The organism is Bradyrhizobium zhanjiangense (assembly GCF_004114935.1).
Taxonomy (GTDB): domain Bacteria; phylum Pseudomonadota; class Alphaproteobacteria; order Rhizobiales; family Xanthobacteraceae; genus Bradyrhizobium; species Bradyrhizobium zhanjiangense.
This window is the reverse complement of sequence record NZ_CP022221.1, coordinates 4,844,805-4,859,532: the sequence shown is the minus strand read 5'-3', so window position 1 is coordinate 4,859,532 and position 14,728 is coordinate 4,844,805. Positions and strand designations below refer to the sequence as shown.

Annotated in this window: 13 protein-coding genes; 5 read left to right on the top strand and 8 right to left on the bottom strand. The window is 63.9% G+C overall.

The window, feature by feature from the left end; translation table 11 throughout:
* Positions 1-34: 34 nt before the first annotated feature.
* Complete coding sequence (gyrA, locus tag XH85_RS23250) at positions 35-2,779, bottom strand: DNA gyrase subunit A (RefSeq protein ID WP_128933639.1); 2,745 nt, start codon at positions 2,777-2,779, stop codon at positions 35-37.
* Positions 2,780-3,139: 360 nt separating this feature from the next.
* Entirely contained in the window at positions 3,140-3,634 is a 495-nt protein-coding gene (locus tag XH85_RS23245; RefSeq protein ID WP_091897737.1) for a single-stranded DNA-binding protein, read from the bottom strand.
* Between the two features lie 449 nt (positions 3,635-4,083).
* Between XH85_RS23245 and XH85_RS23240 the strand changes: the two genes are divergently transcribed.
* The 3 genes from XH85_RS23240 (at position 4,084) to uvrA (ending at position 9,026) form a co-directional block, all read left to right on the top strand.
* Complete coding sequence (locus tag XH85_RS23240) at positions 4,084-4,854, top strand: outer membrane protein (protein WP_128933638.1); 771 nt, start codon at positions 4,084-4,086, stop codon at positions 4,852-4,854.
* Between the two features lie 233 nt (positions 4,855-5,087).
* Positions 5,088-5,759 (top strand): outer membrane protein, encoded by a 672-nt coding sequence (locus XH85_RS23235; RefSeq protein ID WP_091897853.1) that lies wholly within the window; start codon positions 5,088-5,090, stop codon positions 5,757-5,759.
* Positions 5,760-6,044: 285 nt separating this feature from the next.
* Positions 6,045-9,026 (top strand): excinuclease ABC subunit UvrA, encoded by a 2,982-nt coding sequence (gene uvrA, locus XH85_RS23230; protein WP_128933637.1) that lies wholly within the window; start codon positions 6,045-6,047, stop codon positions 9,024-9,026.
* Between the two features lie 24 nt (positions 9,027-9,050).
* Here uvrA and XH85_RS23225 read toward each other — a convergent pair whose 3' ends face one another.
* Positions 9,051-9,431, bottom strand: coding sequence for an RNA 2'-phosphotransferase (locus XH85_RS23225; RefSeq protein WP_128933636.1), 381 nt, complete (start codon positions 9,429-9,431; stop codon positions 9,051-9,053).
* Positions 9,432-9,482: 51 nt separating this feature from the next.
* Between XH85_RS23225 and XH85_RS23220 the strand changes: the two genes are divergently transcribed.
* Positions 9,483-9,827, top strand: coding sequence for a hypothetical protein (locus XH85_RS23220; protein ID WP_128933635.1), 345 nt, complete (start codon positions 9,483-9,485; stop codon positions 9,825-9,827).
* 18 nt (positions 9,828-9,845) lie between these two features.
* On the opposite strand, the gene XH85_RS23215 is transcribed toward XH85_RS23220, so the two are convergent.
* Both XH85_RS23215 and XH85_RS23210 read right to left on the bottom strand, forming a co-directional pair.
* A complete protein-coding gene (locus XH85_RS23215) occupies positions 9,846-10,205 on the bottom strand; it encodes a DUF5615 family PIN-like protein (protein ID WP_128937390.1) in 360 nt (119 codons plus the stop codon).
* Positions 10,198-10,419, bottom strand: coding sequence for a DUF433 domain-containing protein (locus XH85_RS23210; protein ID WP_128933634.1), 222 nt, complete (start codon positions 10,417-10,419; stop codon positions 10,198-10,200). The genes XH85_RS23215 and XH85_RS23210 overlap by 8 nt, the downstream gene beginning before the upstream one ends.
* A gap of 70 nt (positions 10,420-10,489) precedes the next feature.
* On the opposite strand from XH85_RS23210, the gene XH85_RS23205 reads away from it, so the two are divergent.
* Positions 10,490-11,140 carry an HAD-IA family hydrolase gene (locus tag XH85_RS23205; protein WP_128933633.1) on the top strand — a complete coding sequence of 217 codons (651 nt, stop codon included), beginning with the start codon at positions 10,490-10,492 and terminating at the stop codon, positions 11,138-11,140.
* A gap of 153 nt (positions 11,141-11,293) precedes the next feature.
* Here XH85_RS23205 and XH85_RS23200 read toward each other — a convergent pair whose 3' ends face one another.
* From XH85_RS23200 to XH85_RS23180, 3 genes are all read right to left on the bottom strand, one after another.
* Complete coding sequence (locus tag XH85_RS23200) at positions 11,294-12,262, bottom strand: YVTN family beta-propeller repeat protein (protein WP_128933632.1); 969 nt, start codon at positions 12,260-12,262, stop codon at positions 11,294-11,296.
* 2 nt (positions 12,263-12,264) lie between these two features.
* On the bottom strand, positions 12,265-12,828 hold the full coding sequence (locus XH85_RS23195) for an SRPBCC family protein (RefSeq protein WP_128933631.1): 564 nt from the start codon (positions 12,826-12,828) through the stop codon (positions 12,265-12,267).
* Positions 12,829-13,908: 1,080 nt separating this feature from the next.
* Complete coding sequence (locus tag XH85_RS23180; RefSeq protein ID WP_128933629.1) at positions 13,909-14,709, bottom strand: AAA family ATPase; 801 nt, start codon at positions 14,707-14,709, stop codon at positions 13,909-13,911.
* Positions 14,710-14,728 lie beyond the last annotated feature (19 nt).

Here is a 14,728-nt window from a genome sequence, read left to right as displayed (position 1 = left end):
CGGAAAACCGCTGCGCGCTTTTCCGGATCATGCGCTAGGCTCCACCGCCGTTGCCGTTCTCTCCATTACCGCTCTCGGCCTCTTCCGTGATGTGCTCGACCGAGACGACGTGCTCGTCCTCGGCCGTGTCGAACACGATCACGCCCTGCGTCGAGCGGCCGGCGATGCGGATGCCTTCGACCGGGCAGCGGATCAGCTGGCCCTTGTCGGTGACCAGCATGATCTGGTCGGCATCTTCCACCGGGAATGAGGCCACGAGGTTGCCGTTGCGGTTGTTGACGCTCATGGCGACGATACCTTTGCCGCCGCGGCCCGTGGTGCGGTACTCGTAGGACGAGGTGCGCTTGCCATAGCCGTTGACCGACACGGTGAGCACGACCTGCTCCTGCGCCGACATCTCGGCGTAGCGCTCCTGGGCCAGCTGGAAGCTGCCGGAGGCCTCCTCGGCCTCGCCGTCCGCGGCGGTCTCCTCAGTCGCAGCTTCGCCGGCGACCGCACGGCGCATCTTCAGGTAGGCCGAGCGCTCGTCCGAGGTGGTCTCGACATGGCGCAGGATCGCCAGCGAAATCACCTTGTCGCCCTCGCCAAGCGCGACGCCGCGCACGCCCATCGAGGTGCGCCCGGTGAACACGCGCACGTCGGTGACGGGGAAGCGGATGCACTGGCCGCCGGCAGCGGTCAGCAGCACGTCGTCGCGCTCGGTGCAGATCTGCACGTCGACGATCGCCTCGTTGTCGTCGAGCTTCATCGCGATGATGCCGGAACGGCGGACGTCGACGAAGTCGGACAGCTTGTTGCGCCGCACGTTGCCGCCTGTCGTGGCGAACATCACGTCGAGGTTGCCCCAGGTCGACTCATCCTCGGGCAGCGGCATGATGGTGGTGATGCGCTCGCCCTGCTCCAGCGGCAGGATGTTGATCAGCGCCTTGCCGCGCGCGTTCGGCGCAGCCATCGGCAAGCGCCAGACCTTTTCCTTGTAGACCTGGCCGCGCGAGGAGAAGAACAGCACCGGCGTGTGCGTGGAGGCCACGAACAGGCGGCTGACGAAATCCTCGTCGCGGGTCTGCATGCCGGCGCGGCCCTTGCCGCCGCGGCGCTGCGCTCGGTAGGCCGACAGCGGCACGCGCTTGACGTAGCCGGCGTGGGAGACGGTGACGACCATGTCCTCGCGCTGGATCAGGTCCTCGTCCTCGACCTCGCCTTCCTGCTCCATGATCACGGTGCGGCGCGGCGTGGCGAACTCGGCCTTCACCTCGGCGAGCTCGGTCTTGATAATCTCGAGAATGCGGGCGCGCGAGCGCAGGATATCGAGATAGTCGCCGATCTCGCCGGCGAGTTTTGACAGCTCGTCGCCGATCTCGTCGCGGCCGAGTGCAGTGAGACGTGCCAGGCGCAGTTCCAGGATGGCCTTGGCCTGATCCAGCGACAGGCGGATGGTGCCGTCTGCGTTGATGCGGTGGCGCGGATCGTCGATCAGCGTGATGATGTCCTCGACGTCGCGCGCCGGCCAGTCGCGCGTCATCAGGGTGTCGCGCGCAGCCGCCGGCGTCGGCGAAGTGCGGATGACCTTGATGATCTCGTCGATGTTGGCGACCGCGATGGCGAGGCCGACCTGCTCATGCGCGCGCTCGCGCGCCTTGCGCAGCTTGTACTTGGTCCGGCGCGTGACGACCTGCTCGCGGAAGCCGACGAAGATCGTCAGCATATCCTTTAGGTTCATCGTCTGCGGACGGCCGGAATCGAGCGCGACGGCGTTGACGCCGAAACTCGTCTGCAGCGGCGTGAACTTGTAGAGCTGATTCAGCACCACGTCGGGCACGGCATCGCGCTTGAGCTCGATGACGACGCGATAGCCCTCGCGGTCGGACTCGTCACGCAGATCGGAGATGCCCTCGATCTTCTTTTCCTTGTAGAGCTCGGCGATGCGCTCGACCATCGTCGCCTTGTTCACCTGATACGGGATCTCGGTGATGACGATCGCCTCGCGCTCCTTGCGGATCGTCTCGAACGTGACCTTGCCGCGCATCACGATGGAGCCGCGGCCGAGATGGTAGGCGCTGCGGATGCCCTGGCGGCCCAGGATGATGCCGCCGGTCGGAAAATCCGGGCCCGGGATGATGTTGTTGAGCTCGTCGATGGTCAGCGACGGATTGTCGATCAACGCCAGGCAGGCATCAATGACCTCGCCGAGATTGTGCGGCGGGATGTTGGTGGCCATGCCGACCGCGATGCCGCCGGCGCCGTTGACCAGCAGGTTCGGGAACCGCGCCGGCAGGACCACCGGTTCCTTGGTCGAGCCGTCGTAATTGTCCTGGAAGTCGACGGTCTCGTTGTCGATGTCGTCGAGCAGCTTCAGCGCGATCTTGGTCAGGCGCGACTCGGTGTAGCGCATCGCCGCCGGCGGATCGCCGTCGACCGAGCCGAAATTGCCCTGCCCGTCCACCAGCAGTTCGCGCATCGAGAAAGGCTGGGCCATGCGCACCAGCGCGTCGTAGATCGCCTGGTCGCCATGCGGATGGTATTGGCCCATGACGTCGCCGACGATACCGGCCGACTTCTTGTGCTTCTTGTCCGGCGTGTAGCCTTCCTCGTTCATCGAGAACAGGATGCGGCGATGCACCGGCTTCAGGCCGTCGCGCGCATCGGGCAGCGCGCGCGACACGATCACGCTCATGGCGTAATCGAGATAGGACTTCTTCATCTCGTCGAGGATGGAGACGGGGCGAATGTCCGAGGGTTGCGCCGGCTGGTCGCCGGGCTTGTTATCGTCGTCAGCCAAGGGGAAATCCGGTGAGGTTTTATCTGGGAATCATATAGCGCATCGGGGGCCGGATAACCACCCTCGCGAGGGCCCTGGCAAGCGATTTTTCCGCCTATTTTTCCAACAACTTAAGCCCTTCTGAGCGCTGCTTCCGAGAGGCCCGGAATCGCCCCTCCAAAATGACCTCACGCGCCTGGAAAACCGCGCCGCGAGCGGGCCCCTGTCAGACGGTTTGCCCATGTGAAGTCCGAGCTCACGTCGAACATGAAGCGGGCCCGGAAAATCCGAGCCCGCCCCGCCGATTAGTAGGAATTGCTGACACGACACACCCGGCGCGGCGCGATCAGGCGATGCGCCTTGGCCGCGCGATCCGTGTTCTCAGAACGGGATATCGTCATCCATGTCGCTGTTGCGACCGCCGCCGGCGGCAACAGGACGGCGCGGTGCGCTGCTGACGGGACCGGAGGAGCCGAAATCGCCGCCCGGCTCATCACCGAAGCTGCCGCCTCCTCCGCCGCCACCGCGGCCGTCGAGCATCGTCAGCGTCGAGTTGAAGCCCTGGAGCACGACCTCGGTCGAGTATTTCTCGACGCCGCTCTGGTCGGTCCATTTGCGGGTCTGGAGCGCGCCCTCGATGTAGACCTTGGCGCCCTTCTTCAGGTACTGCTCGGCGACCTTGCACAACCCTTCATTGAAGATCACGACGCGATGCCACTCGGTCTTTTCCTTGCGCTCGCCGGTATTCTTGTCGCGCCAGGTATCCGAGGTGGCGATGCTCAAATTCGCGATCGGCCGCCCGTCCTGGGTGCGGCGGATTTCGGGATCCTTGCCGAGATTTCCAACCAGAATGACCTTGTTGACGCTTCCCGCCATCGCCGCTCTCCACTCCAATGCCACTGAATTTCAAAGGCGAAAGTCCGCTCCCCGCGTTCCTCCGCCGCCCTGTTGAGGCGACCTATACGCTTACGGACGCCGCTCAGCCCATCACCCCCAAGGTTATCCCCACATATAGCATCGCCATCCGCTTCGTTCCAGATTTGTTCTTTGTGGCGATCGGGCGGATATCGGGCCGAGTCCGGTCACGATTGGCGATGAAAAAGGCAGCCTCCGGATGGAACTTTTTGGGTTCCCGAGAGACGGTAAAAACTACTTAACATTCATCAAGTTGCACTTGGTTCAATCGGTTTGCGAGTGTGGCATTTCGGAGACGGACATTGCCCACTCCCTAGGCTACGGTTGAGCCGGACTTAGTTCATATGGGCGTCGCGCCTGATCAACCGCTTCGGGGAGTTCGAGAAGCGGACGAAACTGGGGAGACTGCAATGAATAAGCTTCTGTATGGTGCAATCGGTGCAATCGCGTTGGGCCTGTCGGCTCCTGCAAGTGCGGCAGATCTCGCTGCGCGTCCCTTCACCAAAGCTCCGCCGCCGATGGTCGCCGCCATCTACGACTGGAGCGGCTTCTACATCGGTATCAACGGCGGCGGCGGCACCAGCCACAAGTGCTGGGACTTCGTGACGCCTGTGACCGGCACTCTGGTCGGCGAAGGCTGCCACAACGCGACGGGCGGCACGGTCGGTGGCCAGGTTGGCTATCGCTGGCAGTCGGCCAATTGGGTGTTCGGCGTCGAGGGCCAGGGCAACTGGGCCGACTTTTCTGGCGACAATGTCAGCGCGCTGTTCGCCCTTCGCAACCGCTCGAAGATCGACTCGTTCGGTTTGATCACCGGCCAGGTCGGCTACGCCTGGAACAACGTGCTGCTCTACGTGAAGGGCGGCGGCGCCGTTGTCGGTGATCGCTATCGGACCTACGATTTGGCGACAGGCCTCGAGTTCGACCGGGCCAACGAGACCCGTTGGGGCGGCACGGTGGGTGCGGGCATCGAGTTCGGATTCGCGCCGAACTGGTCGGTCGGCTTCGAGTACGATCACATCTTCCTCGGCAACCGCACGATCAACTTCACCGGGTCCGGCAATTTTGTCACTGCCCCGCTCGGTGTCGTCACACGCTCCGAGCGCATCAGCCAGGATGTCGATATCGGCTTGATCCGCGTGAACTACCGTTGGGGCGGTCCGCTCATCGCAAAATACTGATATCTACCTGATATCACTGAGAGATTGAAGGCCGGCCTCGCGCCGGCCTTTTGCTTGCGTGCTCTCCGGAACAATAGGTCGGCACTTGCCACGTTTTGGGGGCTGTTGTGGCTTTTCGGAGACACAACTTGCGGCTTTAGTGGTGTAAGCACGGCATTAGTTGGGCCGTTGAGTCCGCTGCCCTTCCGGCATGGAAGGCAACAACAGAAACTGGGACTGGGATTAGATTGAAGATGAAGAAGGTTTTGTTGGCTTCGGCCTGTTTGTTCGCTCTCGCTGCTCCGGCTTCGGCCGCTGATCTCGCAGCCCGCCCCTACACCAAGGCGCCGATCGCTCCGGTTGCTGTTTACAACTGGACCGGCTTCTATCTCGGTGTCGTCGGCGGCGGCGCTTGGGAAGCTACTTCGACCGACCCGAAGATGCAGGGCGGCTTCGTCGGCGGCACCGCCGGCTACAACTGGCAGACCGGCAACGTCGTGTTCGGCATCGAGGCGGATGGCGCCTGGGCTGACGTCAACGCTTCGGCGACCGCGCTTGGCATCACCGTGGCTTCCAAGACCGATGCGCTGGGCACAGTGCGTGGCCGTATCGGCTGGGCCGTCAATAACTTCCTGTTCTACGGGACCGGTGGTTACGCCTGGATCGACAACAAGATCACCCTCAGCGCGCTGGGCGTGAGCGTCTCCGACAGCAAGTGGCACTCCGGCTGGACCGTCGGTGCGGGCGTCGAAGCGTTCTTCGCTCCGCAGTGGTCGGTCAAGGGCGAGTACCTCTATCGCAGCCTCGGCAGCGAGAACTACTTCTCCAACCTCGGCACTCCGCTGGCGTCCGGCACGATCAACTTCCACACCGTGCAGGTTGGCGTGAACTATCACTTCGGCGGCCCGGTCGTCGCCAAGTACTGATCTGAAGTACTGATCTTCGCGACCGACGTCACATCGTCACGAGAGGCCGGCCTCGCGCCGGCCTTTTTGTTTGTAGAGCCGTTCCCCGCAGTTCCGCCGCTCCTGCTGCCAGATGCCGCCAGCGCGCCAACAATCCGTTGACGATTCGCAAAGGCCACTGGAAATCCGCGCCCGTTCTTCCTACGTTCGCTGCCATACCCAGCGGCGCCGATCCCGGTTCCGGGCGAAGCGCGCCTTTTGCATTGGCGCGATCGCGCGTCTTTGGATTCCTTGAGGACCACCGGGATGGACGAAGTGATCAAGGCCAAGCGCCAACAACAGAACGCGGGCTCGAGCCTGCGCGCAATTACGATCCGTGGCGCGCGCGAGCACAACCTCAAGAACATCGACGTCGAGATTCCCCGCGACAAGCTGGTGGTGTTCACGGGCCTGTCAGGCTCCGGCAAATCCTCGCTCGCCTTCGACACCATCTATGCCGAGGGCCAGCGCCGCTACGTCGAATCGCTGTCGGCCTATGCGCGCCAATTCCTGGAGATGATGCAAAAGCCTGACGTCGACCAGATCGACGGGCTATCGCCGGCCATCTCGATCGAGCAGAAGACGACCTCGAAGAACCCGCGCTCCACCGTCGGCACCGTCACCGAGATCTACGACTATATGCGCCTGCTCTGGGCGCGCGTCGGCGTGCCCTATTCACCGGCCACGGGCCTGCCGATCGAGAGCCAGACCGTCTCGCAGATGGTCGACCGCGTGCTGGCGCTGCCGGAAGGCACCCGCCTCTATCTGCTCGCTCCGGTCGTGCGCGGCCGCAAGGGCGAGTACCGCAAAGAGCTGGCCGAATGGCTCAAGAAGGGCTTTCAGCGCGTCAAGATCGACGGCAGCTTCTACGAGCTGGCGGAAGCGCCGACGCTCGACAAGAAATTCCCACACGACATCGACGTCGTGGTCGACCGCATCGTGGTGCGCGCCGACATCGGCCAGCGCCTCGCCGAGAGTTTTGAGACCGCGCTAAAGCTCGCCGAAGGCCTCGCCGTCGTCGAGTTCGCCGACGCGCCCGCAGCCGCGCCTGCGGAAGAGAAAGAGAAAAAGAAAACCGCGAAAATCCACGACAAGAGCGGGCCCGAGCGCATCCTGTTCTCGGAAAAGTTCGCCTGCCCGGTCTCCGGCTTCACCATCCCCGAGATCGAGCCCAGACTGTTTTCGTTCAACAATCCCTACGGTGCCTGTCCCGCCTGCGGCGGCCTCGGCGTCGAGCAGCATGTCGATGAGGATCTCGTCATCCCCGAGAAGGATCTAACGCTGCGCAAGGGCGCGATCGCGCCCTGGGCCAAATCGTCATCGCCCTATTACGTGCAGACGCTGACCGCGCTCGGCAAGCACTACAAGTTCACGCTCGACACCAAGTGGAAGGACCTGCCGAAGAAGACGCAGAACGCGATCCTCTACGGCTCGGGCGAGGACGAGATCAAGTTCTCCTACGAGGACGGCGTGCGCTCCTACGACACCAAGAAACCGTTCGAGGGTGTCATCACCAACATCAACCGCCGCTATCGCGAGACGGAAAGCGAGTGGGCCCGCGAGGAGCTGGCGAAGTACTTCCACGACGTGCCCTGCGAGGGCTGTAATGGCTTCCGCCTGAAGCCCGAGGCGCTTTGCGTCAAGGTCGGCGGCAAGCATATCGGCGAGATCTCGGAGCTGTCGGTGAAGAAGGCCGGCGAATGGTTCGCGAGCGTGCCGGAGGCGCTCAACAAGCAGCAGAACGAGATCGCCGGCCGCATCCTGAAGGAGATCCGCGAGCGCCTCACCTTCCTGCTCGACGTCGGCCTCAACTATCTGACCCTGTCCCGCTCCTCGGGCACGCTGTCCGGCGGCGAGAGCCAGCGCATTCGGCTGGCCTCGCAGATCGGCTCGGGCCTCACGGGCGTGCTCTACGTGCTGGACGAGCCCTCGATCGGCCTGCACCAGCGCGACAACGCCCGCCTGCTCGATACGCTGAAGCGGCTGCGCGACCTCGGCAACACCGTGGTCGTGGTCGAGCATGACGAGGATGCCATCCGGCTTGCCGACTACGTGCTCGACATCGGTCCCGGCGCCGGCATGCATGGCGGCAACATCGTCGCCGAAGGCACCCCCGCCGACATCATGCGCAACCCGAAATCGCTCACTGGCAAGTATCTCACCGGCGAGCTCGAGGTCGAGGTCCCGGAGCGGCGTCCGCCGAACCATCGCCGCACCATCAAGGTGGTGAACGCGCGCGGCAATAACCTCAAGAACGTCACGGCGGAGATTCCGCTCGGCCTGTTCACCTGCGTCACCGGCGTCTCCGGCGGCGGCAAGTCGACGCTGCTGATCGACACGCTCTACCGCGCCATTGCCCGCAAGCTGAACAACGCCAGCGAGGGCGCCGCGCCGCACGATCGCATCGAGGGCCTGGAGCACATCGACAAGATCATCGATATCGACCAGTCGCCGATCGGCCGCACCCCGCGCTCCAATCCCGCGACCTATACCGGCGCCTTCACGCCGATCCGCGAATGGTTCGCGGGTCTTCCCGAAGCCAAGGCGCGTGGCTACGAGCCCGGCCGCTTCTCCTTCAACGTCAAGGGCGGCCGCTGCGAGGCCTGCCAGGGCGACGGCGTCATCAAGATCGAGATGCACTTCCTGCCCGATGTCTACGTCACCTGCGACGTCTGCAAGGGCAAGCGCTACAACCGCGAGACGCTGGAGGTCCTGTTCAAGGGCAAGAGCATCGCCGACGTGCTCGACATGACCGTCGAGGAAGCCGCCGAGTTCTTCAAGGCGGTGCCGCGCGTGCGCGAGACTTTTCAGACCCTGCACCGCGTCGGCCTCGATTACATTCACGTCGGCCAGCAGGCGACAACGCTCTCGGGCGGCGAAGCGCAACGCGTCAAACTGGCAAAAGAGCTGTCCAAGCGCGCCACCGGCCGCACGCTCTACATCCTGGACGAGCCGACCACCGGCCTGCACTTCCACGACGTCAAGAAGCTGCTGGAGGTGCTGCACGAGCTGGTCGCGCAGGGCAACACCGTCGTCGTCATCGAGCACAACCTCGAAGTCATCAAGACCGCCGACTGGGTCATCGACCTCGGCCCCGAAGGCGGCGACGGCGGCGGCGAGATCGTCGCCTGGGGCCCACCGGAAGACATTGCGAAAGCGCCGCGGAGCTATACAGGCAAGTTCCTGGAACCGGTGCTGAAGAAGGCGCGCAAGCCGAAGCGCGGGAGGACAAGCGAGGCGGCGGAGTGAAGCCAGCTCCGCTACCTCTTCGCGTTATTCGTTCGTAACCGGCACCAGGTACTCTGGTGGGACGGTATCGGTTAGCCATACTCCATTGTCAGCGCGACAAAACTTGAAACCGCGCGCGTGCATGACGGCAGCATCGACCTTGAAGATATGAGGCTTTCCATGGCGCTGCCCCGCAGCACGAATGCGGTCGGCATCTGGTGACAGAGAAAATCGCTTTTTGTCGCTCTCTGCGACGATGCGCAGCAGATCCTCACGGCCAAACTTCGTGCCAGCGGCATTCGCCTTGACGAGTGGGTCGTCGATACCGGCCCATCCCTGCGAATCCAGCACAAGCCCGATCACATCAGGCTTATGGTGCCGGACGAGGCTCAGAAACTTGCTGAGCTGGACGTCATCGATCGGCATGGCTTCCCTTCCAATCCCCTACCTCTAAATTTAAGTATTCGACAAGACCAGATGATCGATCTGGAGGAAGCGATGCCTAACCAAACCTACACGCTCTTCCGCAACGCCATCCTTGTGGAACAGCAGGTGACCTGCGTCTACGAGGGGCGATACCGCGAGCTCTGTCCGCATATCATCGGCACCAACAAACGCGGTGAAGAAACTGTGCTCGCTTGGCAGTTTTCTGGCGAAAGCAGCGGGCCGTTGCCGCAATGGCGCTGCCTGAAGCTGGCCAATGTCAGCGGTGCCCGAGCGCGCGACGGCCATTGGCACGAGGGCGGCTCACATCGGACCACTCAGACTTGCGTCAGCAACATCGATATCGATATCAATGTTCATGTCCGCAAATTGCGGTGACTCACTCCCGGTGCGGCACTACAGTGGACGGGATCGAAAACGAACCTCATCAATCACGACATAGCGGCCGAAGAGCCCTTGGCCGAACTTGTCGACGGCCTCCAGCAGCCGCTTCCGTACCAGCGGCCCATTCTCCGGATCGATGCGCAACAGGATAAGACCTGGAACGGCTTGGCCGCGACGAAACACAAGCTCGCCGAAATGGTTGTCAGCTGTGGGGAGAAGACGCCCTTCCCGCGACGCCAGCACGATGACCTCCACGTCGCTCAGACTGGCAGCAAATTTGGCGACGTAAAGCACGTCGTGACCGGCGCCGCGCAGTTCTCGAACCAAAGAGACCGTGACGCACTCGTCCGCGAGCCAGCACGGTTCAGCGATAAATGATGTCTTCGTCAGCCAAATAGTCGGCTGCGAACGCCTTGGCCGCCCGGATATCATCAGGCGTAAGCCGCGGGTGCTCCGCGATGATGGCCTCAGTGGTCATACCGGCACCCAGCTCGCGCAACACCAGTTCGACCGGCACACGCGTCCCGCGGATCACGGGCTTGCCGTCCATGACCGCCGGGTTGATTTCAATCCGCTCGTGCCGCATGGCTGTCCTCGAAATCTTGCCGAATAATAGCACGTCACATCTTGCCTGTCAGCGAACTCCAGAACCCACAATGCCCTACGCCCTCGCCATCTTCGACCTCGACGGCACGCTGGCCGACAGCTTTCCGTGGTTCCTGCGCACCATCAACGACATCGCCGACCGCTTCGGCTTCCGCCGCGTCGCGGATGAGGACATCGAAGAGCTGCGGCATGCGTCGAGCCGCGAGATTGTCGCCCGGCTCGAGGTGCCCTTGTGGAAGCTGCCGGCGATCGCGCGGCATGCGCGGCGGTTGAAGGCGGAGGCAACGGCGGAGATTTCGCTGTTCGCCGGTGTCGAGGCGATGCTGCGGACGCTGGCTGAAGGTGACGTGCAGCTGGCGCTGGTGACCTCCGACAGCGAGGCCAATGCGCGTGAGAAGCTTGGCGAGGCCGCGGCGCTGTTTTCGCATTTTGACTGTGCCGCGTCGTTGTTCGGTAAGCCCGCGAAATTCCGCCGGGTTGTCAGGTGCGCCGGCGTCGAGCTGAGCCAGGTCATCGCGATCGGCGACGAAGTCCGTGACATCGAGGCGGCGCGGTCCGTCGGCATTGCCTGTGGCGCGGTGTGCTGGGGCTATGCGGCACCGGCGGCGCTGCGGGCGCTGGGGCCAGACCACGTATTTGAGCGGATGGACGACATTGCGGAAGCGGTGTGCTCGGATCGCGGAATCCGTAGGGTGGGTTAGCCCTGCAGATGCGCGTAGCGCATCTGCTCGGCGTAACCCACCGCTGTGCGTCTCCCGATCCTCCGTTGCTCGCGGCTTGGTGGGTTACGCCTTCCACTGTGACTCGTTGAGACATCTCGCGCGTGGTCCGGCTAACCCACCCTACGCAATCCCCTACTCCGTCCTCCGCAAAAACGCCCCGAACGCGCGCGGGCCGTCGCCGGTCTTGATCTCGCCGATCACCTTCAGCTCGACCGCATCGATGATATCGAGCACGTTGCTCTCCCAGCACGCGACGATGATGCGCTTGCCGTCGGCGGTGGCGGCAATGCCTTCGGGATAGTCGCCGACATTGATGCGCTTGATTGGCTTCAGCGTCGCCAGATCGAACACGCTGACGGTGCCGCCATACTGATCGGTGACGAAGCCGCGCCCCTGCGTCAACGCCACCGCATAGGGCCGCATCCCGACCGGCACGCGGCCGATCTCGCGGCCTTCGGCGATGTCGATCACGGAGACATCGTCGGAGCCGACATTGGCGGTGTAGGCGCGCTTGCCATCGGCATCGATGGTGACGCCGAACGGACGCGTGCCGACCTTGATCATTGCTTTGCGCTGACGCGTCGCGGTGTCCACCACCGAGACGCTGTCGTCGTCGCGGTCGGCCGAGAGCAGCAGCTTGCCGTCCGGCGTCACCGCAAGGCCCGATGGCGAAGCGCCGACCACGATGCTGGCCGTGACGCTGCGCGAGGCCGTATCGATCGCCCGCACCGCGGCGGCATACCAGTCGGCGACATAGACGGTGCGGCCATCGGGCGCGACGGCAATGCCGAGCGGCCCGCCGCCGACCTCGATCCGCCCCGCAACCTGCCGCGCGGCCGCGTCCACCACCGTCACCGCCTTGGCGTCCGGGCTCGTCACATAGGCAAAACGCCCGTCCGCGCTGACGCCGACGCCCGCCGGCTTGCCGCCGATCGGGATGGTCGCAACGCTGCGCGCAGTGGCGAGGTCCACGACCATCAGATCGTCGCTGAGCTGGTTGGTGACGAACGCCTCTTCGGCGGACGCGCTGCCAGGCCCCGCTATACCGAGACTGGCACCGCAAAGGCTGGCGGCCAAGGCCGCCAGGACCAGCGCTCGCACGATCAGCTACCGCTCTCGATCTTCTTCTTGAGCGCCTCGAGCCCGGCCTTGTACAGCCCGCTCACCGCCTTCACCGCGGCCTCGTCGCTCAGCTCCGGTGGCGGATCGTTGTTGGGATAACCACGATAGAACGCGCCGGCCCATTCGAGCTTCGCCTTGCCATCAGGCGCGGGCGACACCGTCAAGGTCGAGGAGTAATTGGTCACTGGCAGCACCTTCACATCGACCTTGGTGATCCGGTACGAATAGCTCAGCATCTCGGGCTCGTATTTGTAGAGTTCCTCCTCGACCGTCGGGCCGCCCGTCAGGGTCAGCGTCCGCGTCGCGCCGATCTCGTTGCCCTTCTGGCCCTCGGTCTTGGTGACGGGCGGGAGCCAGCCCATGTCCTGGAAATTGCCGATCGCGGCCCAGACCTTGGCCGGTGGCGCGCTGATCTCGATCGATTCCCGCACCTTCTGCCGGGTCGGCCCATGGGCCGAGACCGGCTCAAAAGCCGCCGTCAGAGCCGTCCCCACCACCGCCAGCGCCGCCACCCCGGCGATCGCCGTTCCCATCGTCATCCTCATACCGTTTCCTCATTCATCAATCTGCGCGACTTGAGGCGCGCTGAGATCATCGTAACGCATATTTGGACCATGGGGAGACCTGTTCGTGGCGCGGCTGTGGCAAGGGTCGGTGCCCGTATCCACACCATCCCTTGCGTTGCCCGACGGGCAAAACACACGAGGCCAGGGTCAATGCGTCCAGATCAAAACAATTCGCTTTACTCGAATTCGGAATTATCGCATGTTTCGGTCACCCCAACCCGGGCCGAGGGGCGGATCGCGATCGTCACGAACGCGGGATGGGATGTGGTGGACGCGGGCAGTGCCGCGCGCGGGTCGGTTTGCAGGGCGGGTCACTCCGTGAGCAAACGCCGCGCGCACACGACGGGTGCAGCCTGCGTACGGCAAAATCGTGTGGTCCTGGCGCCCGGGGTCTGTGCGCCAAGTGTTGCGGTGATGCATGCGGCCCGACCGGGCCCGCAACATCAGTCATCCGCAAGGCGACGGGGGCAATAGTGCATCGCTCCCCGGGGAGATCACGACATAAGCCGTAAAACCACTGCGCAGGGAAGGCCAGGATGTCCAGGCTGCCCTGTATGCCGCTGTGCATTTGTTTCCAGCGTATTTGCGCACAGCGGACCGCGGGTGCCAGCCGGCGCCCGGCCTTCCCTGCGCCCTCGGCATCTTCGAGGGCGATGATCGAAGCAAAGCTCGGGCAGATGTGCCGCGAGAACGGGAAACCGTGTGTGAGATCTGGATAGGAATGCGAGATGGATTCGTCTCTCGTGCCCCGGACGCAGCGCAGCGCCCCCCTTGGCGATGCGCTGCAGAGCCGGGGCCCCATGCAGCAGCGCACCGCGCGGCCTCCTGGGGCCCGGCTCCGCGCCGCAACGCTCACGCGTTGCAGCTTGTCCGGGACACGAGAGTAGGTGCGCTGTTGCCTTCCACCCCGTCATTGCGAGCCAACGGGTCCGCGCGAAGCGCGGCCCGATGACAGGCTCCGCGAAGCAATCCAGACTGCCACCGTGGAGAGACTCTGGATTGCTTCGTCGCAAGCGCTCCTCGCAATGACGACGGAGAGGACGGTGTCTGCCACATCCCTCAATCACTCCCCAGCGTCGCCTCCACGAATCCGCGCGGATCGTCGCAGAATTCGCGCATCACCCGATAATGATCGGTCTGCTCCACCGTAACAGGCTCCAGGCCATATTTTCCCAGCCGCAGCAGCTGCGCATTGGGATAGGCCATCAGCAGAGGCGCATGGGTCGCCATGATCACCTGGCAATTGCCGGAGAGATCCATGCGATGCAGGAGCTTGAGGAAGTCCATCTGGCGCGCCGGCGACAGCGCCGATTCCGGCTCGTCGAAGATGTAGATGCCCTGCTTCTGGCAGCGCTCCTCGAAGAAGACCAGAAAGCCCTCGCCATGGGAAAAGGAGAGATAGTCTGGCGCCTCCTGAACGCTTGCACCAAACACGCCCTCCATGGCTTGCGCGGCGCTCACGGCCGAGCGGTCGAGATAGCGCGCAACCGAAAAGAATGTCTCGGCCCGGAAGAACCAGCCGTCGGTCACCTTCGGGACCCACGCGGCCCGCAAGGCAGACGACAGCTCTTCGCCAGTGATTTCGATGCCGCCGCCGTCGATCTCCTGAAAGCCCTTGCGGCCGCCGGTGCTAGCAAAGCCGGCCATCCCCGCGATGCCTTCGAGAATGGTCGACTTCCCGGTCCCGTTCTCGCCGACGATGATCGTGACCGCGGACTCGAAGCTGTGATCGAACTCATCCCTGAAGACGGGAAGACAGAACGGATAAGCCTCCCAGTCCTCGACCCGCGAGCGATCGAGCCAGACACGCCTGAGATAGGGCGCGCGCAGTGTGGTCTGTCGACGTCGTGTCCGGCTCATGCCCCCGCCCCGCTCCGTC